The sequence below is a fragment of the Collimonas sp. NPDC087041 genome, assembly GCF_044745265.1.
In the GTDB taxonomy this organism is placed as follows: Bacteria; Pseudomonadota; Gammaproteobacteria; order Burkholderiales; family Burkholderiaceae_D; genus Collimonas.
On record NZ_JBIUZX010000001.1, the window covers coordinates 1 to 16,693 of the forward strand.

At 52.3% G+C, this 16,693-nt stretch carries 11 protein-coding genes; 10 read left to right on the forward strand and 1 reads right to left on the reverse strand.

Features of this window, described 5'->3' with window-relative positions; genetic code table 11:
- Positions 1–341: helix-turn-helix domain-containing protein (locus ACIPF8_RS00005; protein WP_400416258.1), on the reverse strand; the 341-nt coding region annotated here is incomplete at its 3' end.
- Positions 342–424: 83 nt separating this feature from the next.
- On the opposite strand from ACIPF8_RS00005, the gene ACIPF8_RS00010 reads away from it, so the two are divergent.
- The 10 genes from ACIPF8_RS00010 (at position 425) to ACIPF8_RS00055 (ending at position 15,972) form a co-directional block, all read left to right on the forward strand.
- Positions 425–1,618 (forward strand): ShlB/FhaC/HecB family hemolysin secretion/activation protein, encoded by a 1,194-nt coding sequence (locus ACIPF8_RS00010; protein ID WP_400416260.1) that lies wholly within the window; start codon positions 425–427, stop codon positions 1,616–1,618.
- Positions 1,619–1,796: 178 nt separating this feature from the next.
- On the forward strand, positions 1,797–2,540 hold the full coding sequence (locus tag ACIPF8_RS00015) for a peptidyl-prolyl cis-trans isomerase (protein ID WP_400416262.1): 744 nt from the start codon (positions 1,797–1,799) through the stop codon (positions 2,538–2,540).
- Between the two features lie 16 nt (positions 2,541–2,556).
- Positions 2,557–2,787 (forward strand): hypothetical protein, encoded by a 231-nt coding sequence (locus tag ACIPF8_RS00020; RefSeq protein ID WP_400416265.1) that lies wholly within the window; start codon positions 2,557–2,559, stop codon positions 2,785–2,787.
- 187 nt (positions 2,788–2,974) lie between these two features.
- Positions 2,975–3,103, forward strand: a complete 129-nt coding sequence (locus tag ACIPF8_RS00025; protein ID WP_400416267.1) for a hypothetical protein — start codon at positions 2,975–2,977, stop codon at positions 3,101–3,103.
- A 117-nt stretch (positions 3,104–3,220) separates the two neighbouring features.
- Positions 3,221–11,890, forward strand: coding sequence for a beta strand repeat-containing protein (locus ACIPF8_RS00030; RefSeq protein WP_400416268.1), 8,670 nt, complete (start codon positions 3,221–3,223; stop codon positions 11,888–11,890).
- Complete coding sequence (locus ACIPF8_RS00035; RefSeq protein ID WP_400416270.1) at positions 11,887–12,207, forward strand: hypothetical protein; 321 nt, start codon at positions 11,887–11,889, stop codon at positions 12,205–12,207. The genes ACIPF8_RS00030 and ACIPF8_RS00035 overlap by 4 nt, the downstream gene beginning before the upstream one ends.
- A gap of 67 nt (positions 12,208–12,274) precedes the next feature.
- Entirely contained in the window at positions 12,275–14,248 is a 1,974-nt protein-coding gene (locus ACIPF8_RS00040) for a DUF637 domain-containing protein (protein WP_400416273.1), read from the forward strand.
- A 1-nt stretch (position 14,249) separates the two neighbouring features.
- On the forward strand, positions 14,250–15,128 hold the full coding sequence (locus ACIPF8_RS00045; protein WP_400416275.1) for a hypothetical protein: 879 nt from the start codon (positions 14,250–14,252) through the stop codon (positions 15,126–15,128).
- The gene (locus ACIPF8_RS00050; protein ID WP_400416278.1) at positions 15,125–15,649 is read left to right on the forward strand and encodes an endonuclease V; all 525 of its coding nucleotides are present in this window, start codon (positions 15,125–15,127) and stop codon (positions 15,647–15,649) included. The genes ACIPF8_RS00045 and ACIPF8_RS00050 overlap by 4 nt, the downstream gene beginning before the upstream one ends.
- 38 nt (positions 15,650–15,687) lie before the next feature.
- Positions 15,688–15,972: an HU family DNA-binding protein gene (locus tag ACIPF8_RS00055; protein WP_400416280.1), complete on the forward strand. Its 285-nt coding sequence runs from the start codon at positions 15,688–15,690 to the stop codon at positions 15,970–15,972.
- Positions 15,973–16,693 lie beyond the last annotated feature (721 nt).

The window sequence follows — 16,693 nt, forward strand, 5'->3', positions numbered from 1 at the left end:
CGGTTAGGGGCGTTATTGATTTCTTGCTTCAACTGACGTACGCGGATCGCCACCCGCAAATAACCACCCGCATAACCTTGCTTCTGGATAGCTTCAAACATGACCTTTGCCGTGCGCCGGTCTCGTTTGGCCCGATGGCTGTCGACTTGTACCCATTGCCGCAACTGCTCGGTGTACGAATCGACAATGCTTCGGCTTATCCGCTCCGGATATTTCGGTTCAATCTTCTCCGAGTCCCGAAGCCATTGCCGTACTGTATTGCGGGACAAATTGCATCGTCTGGCGATCTCTCGTATCGAGAGCTTCTCGCGGATATACATCCGCCTGATCTTGGCTAACATTCCCACTGTGATCACTCCTGGCCTCCCTGCTCAATGTTTGAGCAGGTCATTCAAGCACGTGGGTCAAATTTCAACGATATTTAATGCCTCAAGTGGGTCAATTCTGGACGATCGTCAACAGTCAGACGCTTAATCTGACGGATCTGGAGCAGGGCGTCGACCAAATCAATCGCCTGCGTCGCAACAAGGCGGAAATGCAGATCCAGCCGGGGACTACACCGGGGAGTTCGATCGTCGCACTGAACAATCCGCCGGGCGATCGCTTCTGGTACAACGTCGGCGTCGATAACTATGGCAGCAATCAAACGGGCTTAGTGCGCACCAACCTGAGCGCCGAAGCGGACAATCTGCTCGGCTTGCAGGAACTGTTCTCGATCAGCTATAGCGGCAGCCTGGATACGAATGCCTTGGTCGGCTCTTTCACGCTGCCGATCGGTTACAGCACCTTCAGCTATACCGGGGCGATTTCCGAATATCAGAACCTGGTGGGCAATACGGCGCTCCTGTATGGCAACACCACCAGCCACACCTTCGGCTGGAACTATGTGCTCTCTCGTAGCCAGGCGGTTAAAAATGCTCTGGATGTCACCTTGTCGCGACGCAAGGTCGAGCGCAATGTCAATGACCTGGATCTCGATCCGCAGCGCCTGACGGTCTTACGCGTTGCTGCTAACACCTTGCACCGCTTTGCCTTTAATGAACAGCAGGCCAGTTGGACGCTGGATGTCGGTCTGTCGCAGGGCTTGCACGCCTTGGATGCCAGCTCGGATGCGCCGGGGATTGGCAGTGGCGATGCACATAGCCAGTTCACCAAACTCGACACCACGGCCACCCTGTCGCTACCCATAGGAAAAATCGGTGCCACCGCATGGAACTGGCGGGCGCAATTGAATGCGCAGTGGAGCAAGCAGGCGCTGTTCGGTTCAGAACAGATTTTTGCAGGTGGTATGTCGTCGGTACGCGGCTTTCAGGATAACAGTGGCAGCAGTGGCGACCGCGGCTTAACGTTGCGTAATGACGTGGCCTGGGTCAATGCACCTGAGTTCGCCGGTGTTCATGTTGAACCCTATGTCTTTCTGGATATGGGGCGTACCGAACTGATCGCGCAAGGGGCTTGGCAGCAGTTGGTCGGCACCGGCTTTGGGGCGCGGCTACAAGCCATGATCGGCAAACAACGTTTTACGGGCGAAGTGCTGTTGGCGCGCGCCTTGATGCAGCCGGATAGTTCGCCCCCCAAAAGCACGTTATTGCTGGCGAGTTTGAACTGGTCATATTGATTTTTGTAATTCACCGCACAGAGGAACAATCATGTCTTATGCATCTACTTATCGTCAAATTCAACCCTTGCTAGTAGCGTGCAGTCTAGCGGCCGCCGTCATTGCACCAGGGGCGTATGCGCAAACGCCCGCTGCGCCGGTGAGTGCCCCAGCACCAGCAAGTAATTTTGGACCTGGCGTGATCGCCAAAGTCAACAATGTCGCCATCACCGAGGCGCAGCTGCAGCGCGCCATCCAGCAATCCGGTTTGCCGGACAGTCCGAACCTACGCGTCGCATTAAAAAATCAACTCATATCGCGCGAGCTGTTTCGCCAGGACGCAGAGAAGACGCACGCCTACGACAACCGTCCCGAAGTGAAGCAAGCGATGCAAGAAGCCAAGGACGCGGCCATCACCCAACTGTATCTTCGCGATGTCATCAAGCCTGCGCCGGTCACCGAGGAGCAGGTCAAGGCGCAGTTCGACACGATCGTGGCCAGCCTGGGCGACAAGGAATACAAATCGCGTCTGATTCAAGTGGGCGACGCAGCTTCTGCGGCCGATGTACTGGCCAAGCTGAAGGCAGGGGCCGATTTCGCGCAGTTGGCACAGCAAGTTAGCCTGGCGCAGAACAAGGCGCGAGGTGGTGAGCTGGACTGGATCAGTTTCAAGACACCGGCACAAGAGGGGCATACCCAAAATCTGCCGTTACCAATCGCGCAGGCGCTTGTCGCTTTGCCGGCAGGCGGCGTGACGTCGACGCCGGTGAACTGGAACAACGCCTACTTCATTCTCAAGTTGGACCAGGTTCGCCCAACGCAAGTGCCGAAGTATGAGGCTGTGAAGGCTGTGTTACGCCAGCAGCAGGAATCGGCCGCCCTGGAAAAAGCGACGCTTGCTGTCGTCGGTAATTTGGTCAAGCAGGCCAAGATCGAACAGTGATGGGGGAGTTGGTTGCATGACTGTGATGAAGAAAGACGATCCAACTGGCCTACGTGGAGTGAATGGTTTTTCTGATGACGCCTATCGGCGGGCCGCTAAGGAGGAGCTGGCCGGCGACTCAGAGCGGCGTTCGCGTGGAACCATTCGCATCGTTGCCGTGGCGATCGTGCTGTCGACGCTGTTGACTTACGGGTTTTTGTATTTCATTTTGCCGCCAGTTGCGTCGCACCAAGTAAAGGCGAAGTAATTCGCGCTGTGCCATTTCTTAACAAGTAGTGACAATCAATTGTAGTGGTCGCCGCGCAACGAATTGCAAACGATTGAAAAATTGGTGATTAATGGTCGCATCGCGCTCGTGTTGCCAGGTGGTGCTTTGTAGAATGACTTTTCGCCAAAAATGATATTGCGCAATACCGGCTGCAAGAGAGCTCATTTTGAAAATCTATTTCACCCTGCTGGCCTTGTCGTGCATCCCGCTGCTGCGCTTGTTGGCGCTTGAAATGTATCAGTGGTGCTGCGCGTCGCTGAAAGACTTGGTTCACAAGCAGAAAATTCAACACTAACGGTTTCTCATGATGGAGATACCGGAGCTGCACAGATGGTGTTGATGGGCAGTTGTCTTTGCCGCACAAGCACGGGCTCAATAAGATTGCCCCAATAAAAATAAGTCAGGAACTAGTATGAATCGCTCGCTTCGTCAATTGTTGTCTCGTCTGGATCAGTCGCGCATGTCCAATGCATTGCGCCTTGAGTTGCCAGTCGATCGAACGGAAACGACGGGGGAGAACTTCCTTGGCTTATCGCAGAACGGCGCACCACAAATACGGTTATGGCAGCGTGCAGTTGCGGCGACATTAGCGACGACCTTATGGCTGGCGCCGCTGCAGGTGAGCTGGCATAACGCCACGCAATCAGCGGCACAATTGGCCGTCAGCGAAGAGACGCAGCGGGCCAGAAATTCGGCAGTCGATTGGCAATTCTTTGCCGGCCAGTTAAAACAAGGCGTGCTGCAAGCCCAGCAAAGCGGCAATTGGGTACCGTTGCAAGCGCAACTGGAAGAACGTATTCCTGGGATTACCCGCGTGCTATTGGCCAACGTAAAGGCTGCTTTGCCGTCGGTGCAATTGGGCCTACGTAGCGCTGTGGCAGGGCCGATTACCGATCCCAACGCACCGATTCGTTTCCAGCCGCAGATCACCAGCACTACGGGCCCCAATGGCGCTGTGCCGGTAGTTAACATCACGCAACCTAACGGTGCGGGTCAGTCGTTGAATCAGTACAGTTCGTTCAACGTCGATGCCGTTGGCTTGATTTTAAATAACAGCCTGACGTCGGGCGGAAGTTTAACGGGCGGTAATGTCTCGGCTAATCCTCTACTGAACGGCCGCACCGCAACCCAGATTATTAACCAGGTCACGAGCCAAGGGAGCCCGAGTAATATTTTTGGCACGATTGAGGTGTTTGGTGCACCTGCCTCGGTGATCGTCATTAATCCAAATGGTGTGAACTGTACCGGATGCGGTGTGACGAACGCGCCTCATTTTACGCTGACCACCGGCACCCCGCAGTTTCTCACCGGCCCTGGCGGTACCGTCACCTCGTTCGACAATGCTAGCGCATTGGCCTACAACGTGCAAGGCGGCCATATCCAGATCGAAGGTCTGCCTGGCGCCAATGGCACACCGGGCGCCGGCATCGAAGGAACCGTCGGGGTGATTGATTTGATCGGCGGCAGCATTGGTGTCAACGCACCGCTGTACGCAGGTCAGCAAGTCAATCTGATCAGCGGTCAGCAAGTGGTAGCGCAAGCGCAACCAGGGCAGGGCAGAGCCGGTAGTGACTATCAGGTCAGCAGCAACGGCCCCAACACGGCGGCCAGCAACACGTCCGCACAAAACAGTTACCAGATTGACGCGACGGCTTTCGGTGCCATTTCGGCAGGTCAAATTAAAATTATCGGCACTAGCCAGGGACTCGGGGTGCGCAACGACGGGACCCTGACATCGAGCGTTGGGGCAACCTCCATCGATGCCAATGGGGACGTGCGTGTCGGCGCGACTTATGGCCAGACGACGGTCGGTATTACTTCCACCGGCAACGTCACAGCCAATGGCGACAGCGTCGGAGAGCAGGGGCTCTCTATTGCCGCGAACGGCAATTTGCAAGTCAACGGCAATATGCAGTCCCAACAAAGCGTTAATCTGCAAGCCGGTGGCGGTATTTCCGGCACGGGCGGCGCAGTGGCCAACGCGATCACCGCGACTGCTGGCAATTCGCTGAGTCTGGGCGGCGCCATCCAGGCAACCACTTCTTTGAACCTGACCGCGCAGGGCCATGACGGCACTGGCGACATTACCTTAGGCGGTAGTGTCACTGCCCCGAGCGTGACGGCAATCAATGCGGCGCGGGACATTACCATCGATGGCAGTATGACCAGCACCGGGGCACTGACGCTGGCGGCAACGCGCAATCTGACCGTCAACGGCACGGCTGGATCGGTGGGTGACTTGAGCCTGCAGGCAAAGCAGGGCGGCGTCACCACGACCGGTAACGTGATTAGCACAACGGGTAATGTCGGTATTGTTGCCAACACGGATGCCAATCTGGGCGGCCTGGTGTATGCCGCGCAGAATGCGCAATTGCAAAGCCAGCAGGGTAGCGTCACCGTCGATGGCACGGTCGGTGCACAAGGGACTTTGCAAGTGAGCGCCGCGCAGAATGTGACTCTGGGCGGAACGACTCAGGCCGGTGGCAACACAACGATTACGGCGACGTCGGGTGACGTCAATATAGCGGGAGACCTCACCGGTCATGGCGCGGGCACGGTGACGGCAGGCGGCAATATTGCCGGTGCGGGCAATACCCAGTTCACGAATAACGCATCTCTGACTGCGGGTAGCAATATCGGTTTGGCCGGCACCGTGGGTGTTGGCGGCAATTTGAACGCCATCGCCAAGAACAATCTGGCATTGGGCGCCACGACAGTGATTGGCAATGCGACATTGGCGGCCACGCAGGGGAATCTGAATCTGAATGGCGCGACGACCACGGGCGGCAATATCTTGGCCAATGCAGGAACGGACCTGGTTGCTGCCGGCGCTGTCAACGGCCTGCAAAATATCACCCTCAATGCCGGGCGCAATCTGACGACGGAAGGCACTGTCGGCGCCAGCAACAATCTGACTGCGACAGCGGGTCAAGCGCTGGCATTAAATGGCGTCACCACCAGCCTAGGTAATGCGACCTTAACCGGTTCGAGTATTGCCACAGGCGGCGACTTGAATGTGGCCGGCACGTTACAGGCCACCGCACAAAACAGTCTGAATCTGACAGGCGGTTTGCTAACGGTCGGCAAGGATGCGAATCTGACTGGTGCGGATATCACTGTAGGTGGAACCGCCAGCGCCACCAGCATCACTGCTGCCAATCCGAACCCGGTGAACGCCATCGGCGGCAATCTGACAGCAACAGCGACCAATAGTGTGACGACGAATAACGTCGGTGTCGTCAAGGGTAATGCAACCTTGAACGGCGCTAATAGTGTGACAAACAACGGCAACTGGTTAGCAGCAGGCGACCTCAATATCACCACCCAGCAGGCCACCAACAGCGCCGGCGCAGCCCTGCAATCGTTGGGTACGACCACCATCAATGCTGCGAATCTGACGAACGCAGGCTCGGTGTATGGCGTCAATACAAATGTCAATGCCAGCAACAGTGTCGTCAATACCAACGGCGCCCTGCTGGCTAGAGACAATCTGAATGTCGTCACCAATACCTTTGCGGCCAATCAAGGCGGCTTATTGTTTGCAGGCGACACCAGCACGCCGTCGACGGCGCCAGCTGGTTCGGGCAACGTCAGTCTGACCGTCAACGGCCCAGCTGGCAGTTTCGACAATACGAATGGGCAGATCCTAGCGGCCAATAATGTCACCTTGAACCTGCCGAATCAAACCATTGATCCGAGTGCGGCGAGCTTTGGTAATGTCGATCTGAACGGTACGCTGACCTTGATTGCGAATGCGATCAATGTGAACGGCAATTGGAATTTGCCTGGATCGGGTCTGAATCTCCAGGCCAGCAACGGCTTTACGAATACCGGCACGATCCAAAAATCGGGCAACATCTCCATTAGTGGTGCGTCATTTACGAATAGCGGAAATGTCATCGCCGGTGGCGATGTCTCCTTGAACGGGGTGGTGACGAACCAGGCCGGTGGAGTGATTCACGCGGATCAGGATGTCAATCTGGCTGGCACGGTGGCCAATGCCGGCACGATTGAGGCGGTGCGGGATGTCAATGTGTCGGGCGCCAGCTATGACAATACAGGAGGCACCACGACAGCGAACCGCGATTTCAATGCGACGCTGTCAGGGACATTGACGAATGTCGGCAGCACCATTACGGCTGGCAATAACGTCAATATTACTGCAGCCTCAGTCAATAATAATCGCGCTGCGCCGATCTACCTGCAAAACACCACGACCACGGTGATCGATCCTGCCTTGCTGGGGCAGGCGGTGGTAGGTATCCAGGAAATACAGAGCGGTGGTGGCTGCACAGGGCAGAGCACGTGCCCGCCGGTGACTTATACGCCACAGAATGTGACCTTGGATCAGTTGAATCCGGATTATGCAGCGGGCACACTCACGGCGGTCAAAGCCACGGAATTCTATGGGCAGTCGGACACGAATGGCAGCTTACCTTCCGGTACGGTGTGGCATTTCGCGGGCGATAATCCGATTACGCAGAGTACACCAACAACCGTAGTATTAAATTTGCCGACGGTGCAAACAACAACCCAAAGCCAGGCCAACGGTCAGCAGGGATTGATCACTGCCGGCAATCAAACCAGCATCACTGCCAACAGCCTGTCCAATCAGGGCAGCACCATTAGTGGCAACAATGTGGTGCTCAATGTACAGAGCCTCGATAACGGTCGTTCTGCGTCTGTTGTGACGTCTTTGAGCACCTCGACGGTGGATCAGACGGCCTTAAACAATTTAATTGCGCAGATCACGGCCCTGGGTGTTACCGCACTGGGGCAACCAATTCTCAATCAGTGCGAAAATCCAAGCGATGGCAGTTGCTCGGGTACGCTCGAACCGACTCTTCTGACACCTTCAGCGCCAGGCACCAGTGTCGCGCCGACGACGGGTGGTACGACCACCGCGCTTGGAGTACGTGGTCAGATCGTGGCCAATCAGGATGTGAGTATCAGCGGCGGCAATCTGGTCAATGCCGGCAATATCGTGGCAGGTCGCGATGTGACGTTCAATGTGGCCAGTTTGACGAATCAGGGCGAGACCAGCTACAACGTCAACACCCAGGGCAGTCTTGTGGTGGCCAATAGCAATGGCTTGACGACCAGCGACAATTTTAATCCGCTATCCCAGACGATCGCCATCACCCAGGACCCGGCGACGATCGTCGCCGGCCGCAATCTTGCCATTACCGCAGGCAGTGTCACCAACAACAATGCGAATCTGGCGGCGGTGGGCAATGTCACCATTACCAGCCCAGGAGCGGTCAACAATCAGTCTGGGACGATCCAGGCGACCAACGGTGATGTCAGCATCAATGCTGGGCAATTGAATAATGTTCGTAGTGGCGGCACAGTGGGCTTGCAATCGCGGCAAACCACGTTTGCCGGTCAGACCGTGCAGGACTTGAATCAAGACTTCTTTGGGGTGACGCAACAAGCGGAAACCTCGCTGGCATCGGTCATTACCAGCGGCGGCAACGTCAATATCAATGCTGCGACCTTGAATAACAACGGCAGCCTCATTAACGCCGGCCAGAATGCCAATATCACGGTCACCAGCAGTTTGAACAATGCACCTGACGTGCTGGCCGTGACGAGCTATCACAGTCATGTCGAAAACGTTTGTGGTGTCTTGGGATGCGACCATGTGCGCGAGAACGATCCGGTCAACAACAATACACCGAATGAATCGAACAGTATTATTCAGGCGGTGGGTAGTCTGAATGTCAACGGCCAGAATGGGCAGTATGCCGCACTACAAAACTCTGGCACGCTCAGCGCCTATCAGGTCAATCTGACCGGTAGTAGCATCACCAATGGTTTTACCAATCCGCAGATCGTCACCCCTGCCGGCACTTCCCCACAAAACGTGGTGCCGTTGGGACCGATTGGCACACCAACGGCGGCGACGGCTGCACAAAATGGTGCGAACCAGGCCGCTGGGCAGAGTGGTGCTGCGATTGTTGGGAATGGAAGCGGCCCGCAGGCGCCGACCGGTGGCGCCATCGGTAGTCAAGGTTATACGACTGCGTCAACAGAGACAGTGGCTAACGGGGCTTTCCACTTTACGGCGGGAACACCCGCGGGACAAAGCGGCTTGCCGATGCAGAGTAGTAGCAATGCACCGCAATACGTCGTCACCAGTCCTGCCAGCAGTGTCTTGGGTGGCTTGACGCCGCAAGTGCTATTGAACAGTTTGCCGGCGGCATTGCAGCCCAATGGCAATGTGCCGTTCTACTACGATCCCTATACGGAAGACCAGCAGTTGCAGCAAGCGGCGTTGGCGCAGACGGGTAACGCCAGCTTTATTAGTGGCTTGACGCCGGATGCGCAGACCCAAATGAGCATCACTGATCAAGAGAAGGCTGTGCTGTACAGCAATGCAATCAGCTATGCGACACAGAACAATATTCAGGTGGGACAAGCTTTATCGCAGCAGCAGATCAATGCCTTGACGGCGCCGATGCTGTGGTACGTCGAAGAAACCGTGCCGGATCCGAGTTGCAAGGCCACTGGCACCTTCCAATGCGGGACCATCAATGCGTTGATGCCGCAGGTATATCTGCCACAGGCCACGCCTAGCGCGTTGACGGGCGGCGTCATTCAGGGCAATCAGGTGACGTTGACGGCCACCGGTACGGGGACCGCCCAAGATCCGAACGGGACTGTCACCAACACGGGTTATATCAGCGCCCAGCAGTTGATCATCAATGCGGGTGAGCTCGACAACGAAGCGCGATCGGCCAATATTGGTGTGCAAACCATTAGCGCCGGTGCGCAAGGCTACACAAAATTGACCGGCACCGAGGTTCAGCCGGGTGGTTTCTTGTCGGCGGCAAACTATCAATTGAATGTTGATCGCGTCAACAGCATCAGCGGCCAGTTCCAGCAGCTCAATGCGGATGGCACGGTGAATCAGGCTGGCAGCCAGGCGTTGCTCGATAACCTGCAACAGCAGCTTGGCGGTGATTTTACGCAAAGCACAGCGCAGAACGATATTACCCAGACTTGGGTGCAGACCAAGAAATCCGATCCGGCCACGGAAATCGTGATGGCTGTCGCTGCAGTGGCGTTAAGCATTGTGACTGCTGGCGCCGCGGCCGCAGCGATAGGAGCGATGGAAGAAGCTGCTGCGACCACCATGCTGGAAGCAGTTGCCGATGGCGCGACTTTCGCGGAAGCATCAGCTGCTGGCGGCATCATGGCAAGTTCAAGTTTTGCGGTCGGCGGCTTTGCAAATGCGGCGATTGCCGGGGCGGTCGGAGCGATGTCTAGCAGTGCATTCACGCAACTGGCGACGACCGGCAACCTCAGCATCGGACAAATCTTCAAGGCTGGTGCGGTTGGCGGCCTGACAGCTGGGTTGACTACTGGGGTTACCTACGACAATGGCAGTGTGGGGATTGCCAGCGAGGCCAACGACCCCAATAGCCTTGCCAACCTGGCGGGCGCGCAAAGCGTCGGGAATGGTTTGACAGGCAACACAGTCACCCAAGCCGGCGACTCGACAGCGGCGACATTGGGAACGCGTGTCGGAGCAGTCCTGGCCGATAGTACGATTAGTGCTGGGGTGCAGACCCTTATTGATGGCGGCAGCTTTGGTAATGCCCTGAAAAATAGTTTGGTGCAGGCAGGTGCTGCAGCGGGTGCTTACGCGATCGGGAATGAAGCGGCTGAAGATGGCTCCTTGATTGCACCGGGTACACCTGGCTATGTACTTGCACACGGCCTTTTAGGATGTGCGGCATCGGCAGCTGGAGGGACTGGATGTGCCAGTGGCGCGATTGGCGGGGCCACCAGCGCAGCGGTTACACCGTTTTTATTAGCGGCCATGGACCCGAATGCCACGGCGCTTAGCCCCGAACAGACGGCTGCACTGACGGCTTTGTCTATGTTGGCTGGTGGTGGCGTTGCAGCACTTGCCGGGCAAAACGCGACAACGGCAGCGCAGTTCGCCGAGAATGAAACGCTGAACAATGACCTGGCTTCGCTTTTGCATATCCAGTCTGCGGTAACAGGTGCAAAAAATGCTGCATCGTGGATGGGGACAGCGACTTCAGCTTTTTTGTCGTCGCTATACGGCTCCGTCAAAGAAACAGCGCTCATGGTCTATGACGGCGCGTATCAGCTAGGCGGCCCGGGTAGTCTTGGACCCCAAAGCGGTGTGAACCAGTCGTTGGCACAGAATGGTGCAGTAGCTACAGGACAGGCTATTGTTTCAAACCTCAAGAACACGGCGATTGGTGTGAGCCAGGGGGATCCAACGGCGATCGGTTCGACTGCCGCTACTGTCGTTACAATAGTAGCAGGCGGCTTGGCAGGCGGTGAGGCTGATGTAGTTGAGGTTGGGGCAAATAGCGGGAATTTAGTAAAAATTGGCGCGACCACTGACGGTGAGATAAGCGCAGCGACCAATACCGGTACAAATGGAGCTTATGCGCAGAAAAGTACGACCGGAAGTGGCACTGGCACTTATACAGATGCAAGTGGTAATGCCGTAGCCACAAATAGCACTTTGCCATCCAATACCAGTGTGTCCGGCGGCAGCGCCTCTACAAGCGGTAGTGGGGCGACTGTCGGGGCAAATAGTGCAGGAACTGCTGGGGATGTTGCTGCAAGTGGGACAGGTTCTACGGGCCCATTGTTTAGAGGCACAAGTCCTGGATATCCTGGTAATCCGGTTTTGCAAGAGCTTGGTATAACGCCGACATCAACAGACCCAGGTGTTGCAACTGTTTTTGCGACAGGTAGTGCGACTACATACGGAAACGGTGTCGTTCATATTGCAACCAGCAGTGATTTGGCAGGCGTAAATATATTGCCAGCTGCAAACACAAGTTCGTCATTTGTTGGAATAGAGGCGGAGGTTGCAGTTGGAGTTCCTCCGACGCAGTTTGCCGATACCGCGTCTGTCACAATTACCGCCGCGCAAGCACGAGGAATTTTGGCTGACATGGGAATTAACGTTCCTGCTTATGTGCCTATTGGTGACGTGACGAATACGCTTCAGAGCATTCCCAAATTGACGCCAGCCCAGACTCAGCAGTTTATTAACGCAGCAAAAAATCTCGCAGGTGGAAAATGATAGAGCTAATTGTTGAATTTGATCCGATTCTTGAGCGTGAAGACTATTGGCGTATTGAGGTTCGGTGTGCAACCGATATCAAAAAAGGTGATCGCTTCATTACAGTTGTTCCCTACACCACGAAGCTCATAGAAAATAATACTAAATGCTTGCAAAATGAAGGCACTCCTTTTGGAGTTGATCTTGTTGTAGATCGAATCCGCTCATATGAAAAAGAGTGGGATATTTTGTATGCAGGCATGACTGCGATGATATTTTTTAACGGTGATGCGTCAAAAATAAAAGCTAGAGCTTATTTACGAGATATTCTGCAGTAGATAGAAAAATTCTAAAAATATTGGCTTTACGCGGAGCACAGCGCAAAACGATATTACCCAGACTTGGGTGCAGACCAAGAAATCAGATCCGGCCACGGAAATCGTGATGGCTGTCGCTGCAGTGGCGTTAAGCATTGTGACCGCTGGCGCCGCGGCCGCAGCGATAGGAGCGATGGAAGAAGCTGCTGCGACCACCATGCTGGAAGCAGTTGCCGATGGCGCGACTTTCGCGGAAGCATCAGCTGCTGGCGGCATCATGGCAAGTTCAAGTTTTGCGGTCGGCGGCTTTGCAAATGCGGCGATTGCCGGGGCGGTCGGAGCGATGTCTAGCAGTGCATTCACGCAACTGGCGACGACCGGCAACCTCAGCATCGGACAAATCTTCAAGGCTGGTGCGGTTGGCGGCCTGACAGCTGGATTGACTAACGGGGTTACCTACGACAATGGCAGTCTGGGGATTGCCAGCGAGGCCAACGACCCCAATAGCCTTGCCAACCTGGCGGGCGCGCAAAGCGTCGGGAATGGCTTAACAGGTAGTACCGTCACCCAAGCCGGCGACTCGACGGCGGCGACATTGGGAACCCGGATTGGGGCAGCTGTGGCCGATAGTACGATTAGTGCTGGGGTGCAGACCCTTATTGATGGCGGCAGCTTTGGGAATGCGCTCAAGAATAGTTTGGTTGGCTCGGCAGCAGCGGCAGGTGCGTATGCGATTGGTAACGAAGCGGCTCTAGATGGTTCTCCGATGTCAGTAGGTAGCCCTGGCTACATACTTGCGCACGGTCTTCTGGGTTGTGCTGCTTCGGCAGCACAAGGTACCGGATGCGCTAGTGGTGCGATTGGTGGTGCAAGTGGTGCGCTGATTAATCCAATGATCGACAGTACCGGCACTATTCCAGCTGCTGCGCTAATTGCGTTGACTTCGCTGGCTGGTGGCAGCATAGCCAGCGCACTTGGTTACTCCCCGCAAGGAGCAATGACAGCGGCTCAAAATGAAACTCAGAATAATTGGCTCAATCATATTGTCTGGGTACCAGGAGGGAATTCAGAGGCGGTCCAGCTGACGGAAGATCAAAAGAATTGTTCTCCATCGAACGCCGGGGCTTGTTCTGATGTACAAGCTACGCAAAATGCATCGGCAGCACGAGATGTTGCTTTGGCGAGCGCATGCGCAGCACCTTCCTCCGCAAGTTGCCTGCTTCAGACGGCGCTTGCATCTATGACCGGCAATACGGTTAAATACATAAACGGAACTGCTGTTGCGACGCCTACGCCTCCGCAAATCGATACGCCGCTAAGTCCCGGCGCGGCGGCTCTGGACAATATGCTGGGTAGTCCGTTTGCAGGTATTCTTGGAGGCTTGTCGTATGGGTTAGGGGGCTCAAATACCGATGCCTATTATTCCTCCCAATTAGGCGTTTCCTTGGAAGGGATCGCGGCCGGCGTGGCAGGGATTGAGTTGCCCAAAGCACCTAGTCTCGTTCCTACAAATAATGTAGGAGCGGCATCAAGTGTAGCAGCAGAAGCTGCTGCTGAAGCTGAGGCATTAATCGCAAGTGGTTCCAAAAACCCCGCAGTTTCGGTAGCAGGAGACCCTGTACTCGGCATTCAAACGACCGCATTTACCAATATCATAGCCAAAGTGCCAACATTTGATGGGGTTACAATGTCAGCTGATAATTCTACTTTTACTATTACGGACCCAGTAAAATTTATGAATGGTATCGTAAATGCATATAATGATGCTGGTCAGACGTTGAATCCTCTAACAAAACAATATATTCAAAATTATATTTCCAGCCAAAATTCGTTCCCTGTGCAAGCGGGAATCCCTGGATTACATGCTGAAGTGCAGTCTTTAAATAGTCTTTATAATTCTGTGCCAGATCCTAATGTTATTAATCCAAATGACATTGTTATAGCAACAAATAAAATAGGGAAAAGTAGCTCTACTGGGCAGCAAGGTGGTGCATTTCAAGCCTGTACGAATTGCAGTGGAGTTATTCCATCTTCAGTCAATGTGATTACTGGACGAAAATAATATGAATCGTATATTGTTTAGCGCAATGGAAAAAAGAGAAGGTAAATATATTTATAAAAATAAGATTTTTTCTGGCTTAGGTTTTTCAGTGGACTCGCAGGAAAAGGTTTCTGCTTTTGTAGTGAAAGAAGGTGTTATTTTAAATTCATATCATTCAATTTGCGCGCCAGATAATCAAGAGTATATGCAAGTTAATTTAACCGGACAATTATCTGATTACGTATTGCCTGAATATTTTGGTAAACCGTATAGTGGGATCGGATATGAGTTTACGGGAGATATCTGCGATAGAGAAATTTTTCTCAAAAATGGCGTGACATATTCAGAGGTCCATTGGGATAAAAATGGTGAAATGATGTATTTTGATGTGCCGAATGAATCATTTGGAGAAGTGTATGAATGGTATCCAGGTGGAATTTTAAAAACAATCAAAATATCCACAAATGATAAATTTTCTGGTGCTATTAATTTTTCAGAAGATGGAAAATTAAATTACTTAAGTTCACGTGGTGGTTTATTGGAAAATTTAGAATATATATACAATAAAGCGAAATTTTTTCCTTTTAAAAAAATATCGGATATTGAGAAATTAGAAGGTTCGAAGGAGGTTTCTTTTTTCGGGGAAGATGTTAGTAGTGAATTTCTATGCCATATAATTTCTGCTGGGGTACTTGCCAATACATTGGCTTTAAGATTGGTTAATACGGATATAAAGAATTTTAATTTAAAAAAAATTCCATTACTTCAGAAAATAAATATCGATAATGAGAAAATAAAAAAAGAAGATATCGATGTTTTTAAGAATGCTTTTTATCAAAATTATCTTGAAGTTAATAATGTCGATTTAAGTATTTTTTTAAATGGTGTAAAGATTTTATGATTCTTGCAGTAGATGTTGCTTATTTTGAAAATGTGGCAATTGCTGGGGGAGTTTTTTTCGAATCATGGGATAGTGAAAAAATATTATACGAATCAGTTTGTAGAGTGGATGGCGTTGCTAGTTATATTCCGGGAAATTTTTTCCTTCGAGAACTACCATGTATAAAAAAATTGCTTGAGAAAAATAGTATAAAAATTGATTGTATTGTGATTGATGGTTATGTGACACTTGGCGTCGATCAGTTGCCAGGGCTTGGAATGAAGTTATGGGAAGATATTGGTGGGAAAATTCCAATAATTGGAGTTGCTAAGACAGGATTCTTTGGTACGCCTGAAAATACTAAAATTTATCGTGGCAATAGCTCGAAACCTCTTTTTATTACCACTGTCGGAATAAAATTGGATGATGCTAAATATAATATTTTAAAAATGAAAGGAAAGTTCAGAATTCCCGATTTTCTTAAGGCTGTTGACCATTTGAGTAGGAAGGCAATTAGCCAAGGTGGAATAAACTCGATTTAGTAAAATCTATTTTATTAAATTTTTCAGGACTTAGGAATATGAATAAAACTGAATTGATCGAAGCTATTGTTACCGACTCCGATATCTCCAAGGCTGTGGCACAGCGAGTTTTGGATTCTGTCGTAGGCCATGTGATCAAGGCCATTACTAAGGGCGATACCGTTCAATTGGTTGGATTTGGATCGTTCTCTTCAGGCAAACGCGCTGCACGCGTTGGCCGCAATCCTCGTACCGGTGAAGAAATCAAGATTGCTGCTGCGAAAACCGTCAAATTTTCGGCAGGTAAAGCATTCAAAGATGCTGTAAATAAAAAGAAGAAATGATTTAGTTCGGTAAGCGACGGTGAGAGGTTGCACCGTCGCTTGTACTGAAAATGCGGCTTGTGAGCTTCTTAACGCACGGAGAGCACAAGGTATTTCGGGAATTGTAATTCAAGAATATATTATTCAAACGGCAACAAGTAAAATGATGAATTTTAGAGAGTGCTCGTTGTGAATGATGGTGGCCAAACGCAAAAAAGCCCACCGTTTAGATGGGCTTCGTTGTTAAATCGTGATTCTCGTTGTTAATTTCACGATATGAAATTCAAGCAATCGTCTAACTGTTTGATTTCATTGAATTTTTTGGGGTGGCTGACGGGACTCGAACCCGCGACAACAGGAATCACAATCCTGGACGCTCCGGATTGATGGAATAAAGATTAGCCTGCCTTCTCTGTTTTTGCAAAGATGTGATCGAGTTTGCATCTGATCGGCCTATATTATTCGAGAATTTCCCTCGAGGCCCCTATGAAATCGTGGGTTTTTCTGTGGGTTTTTCAAGGGTATATGAGGGGGAATGCGGGGGTATCCTGTCCTATGACACCTCCGCAAAAGCGCATGAAATAGATGCCGTAAATTGGTTCGAGTCCAATCGTGCCTACCAGTATTCTCAAGTTTGTGGGAATGCTGGGATAAATTGGGGTTAGACCCGAATTTATTTTATGAAAATCGTTAGCAGCAAATCATGAATGGAAGCGCAGTATGGCTTCCATTTTTGCTTTCC

Bases quoted from the DNA above. Each gene is read 5' to 3' on its own strand.
- ACIPF8_RS00010 (WP_400416260.1), top strand. From the start codon at position 425: ATGCCTCAAGTGGGTCAATTCTGGACGATCGTCAACAGTCAGACGCTT.
- ACIPF8_RS00020 (WP_400416265.1), top strand. From the start codon at position 2,557: ATGACTGTGATGAAGAAAGACGATCCAACTGGCCTACGTGGAGTGAAT.
- ACIPF8_RS00030 (WP_400416268.1), top strand. From the start codon at position 3,221: ATGAATCGCTCGCTTCGTCAATTGTTGTCTCGTCTGGATCAGTCGCGC.
- ACIPF8_RS00035 (WP_400416270.1), top strand. From the start codon at position 11,887: ATGATAGAGCTAATTGTTGAATTTGATCCGATTCTTGAGCGTGAAGAC.
- ACIPF8_RS00045 (WP_400416275.1), top strand. From the start codon at position 14,250: ATGAATCGTATATTGTTTAGCGCAATGGAAAAAAGAGAAGGTAAATAT.
- ACIPF8_RS00050 (WP_400416278.1), top strand. From the start codon at position 15,125: ATGATTCTTGCAGTAGATGTTGCTTATTTTGAAAATGTGGCAATTGCT.
- ACIPF8_RS00055 (WP_400416280.1), top strand. From the start codon at position 15,688: ATGAATAAAACTGAATTGATCGAAGCTATTGTTACCGACTCCGATATC.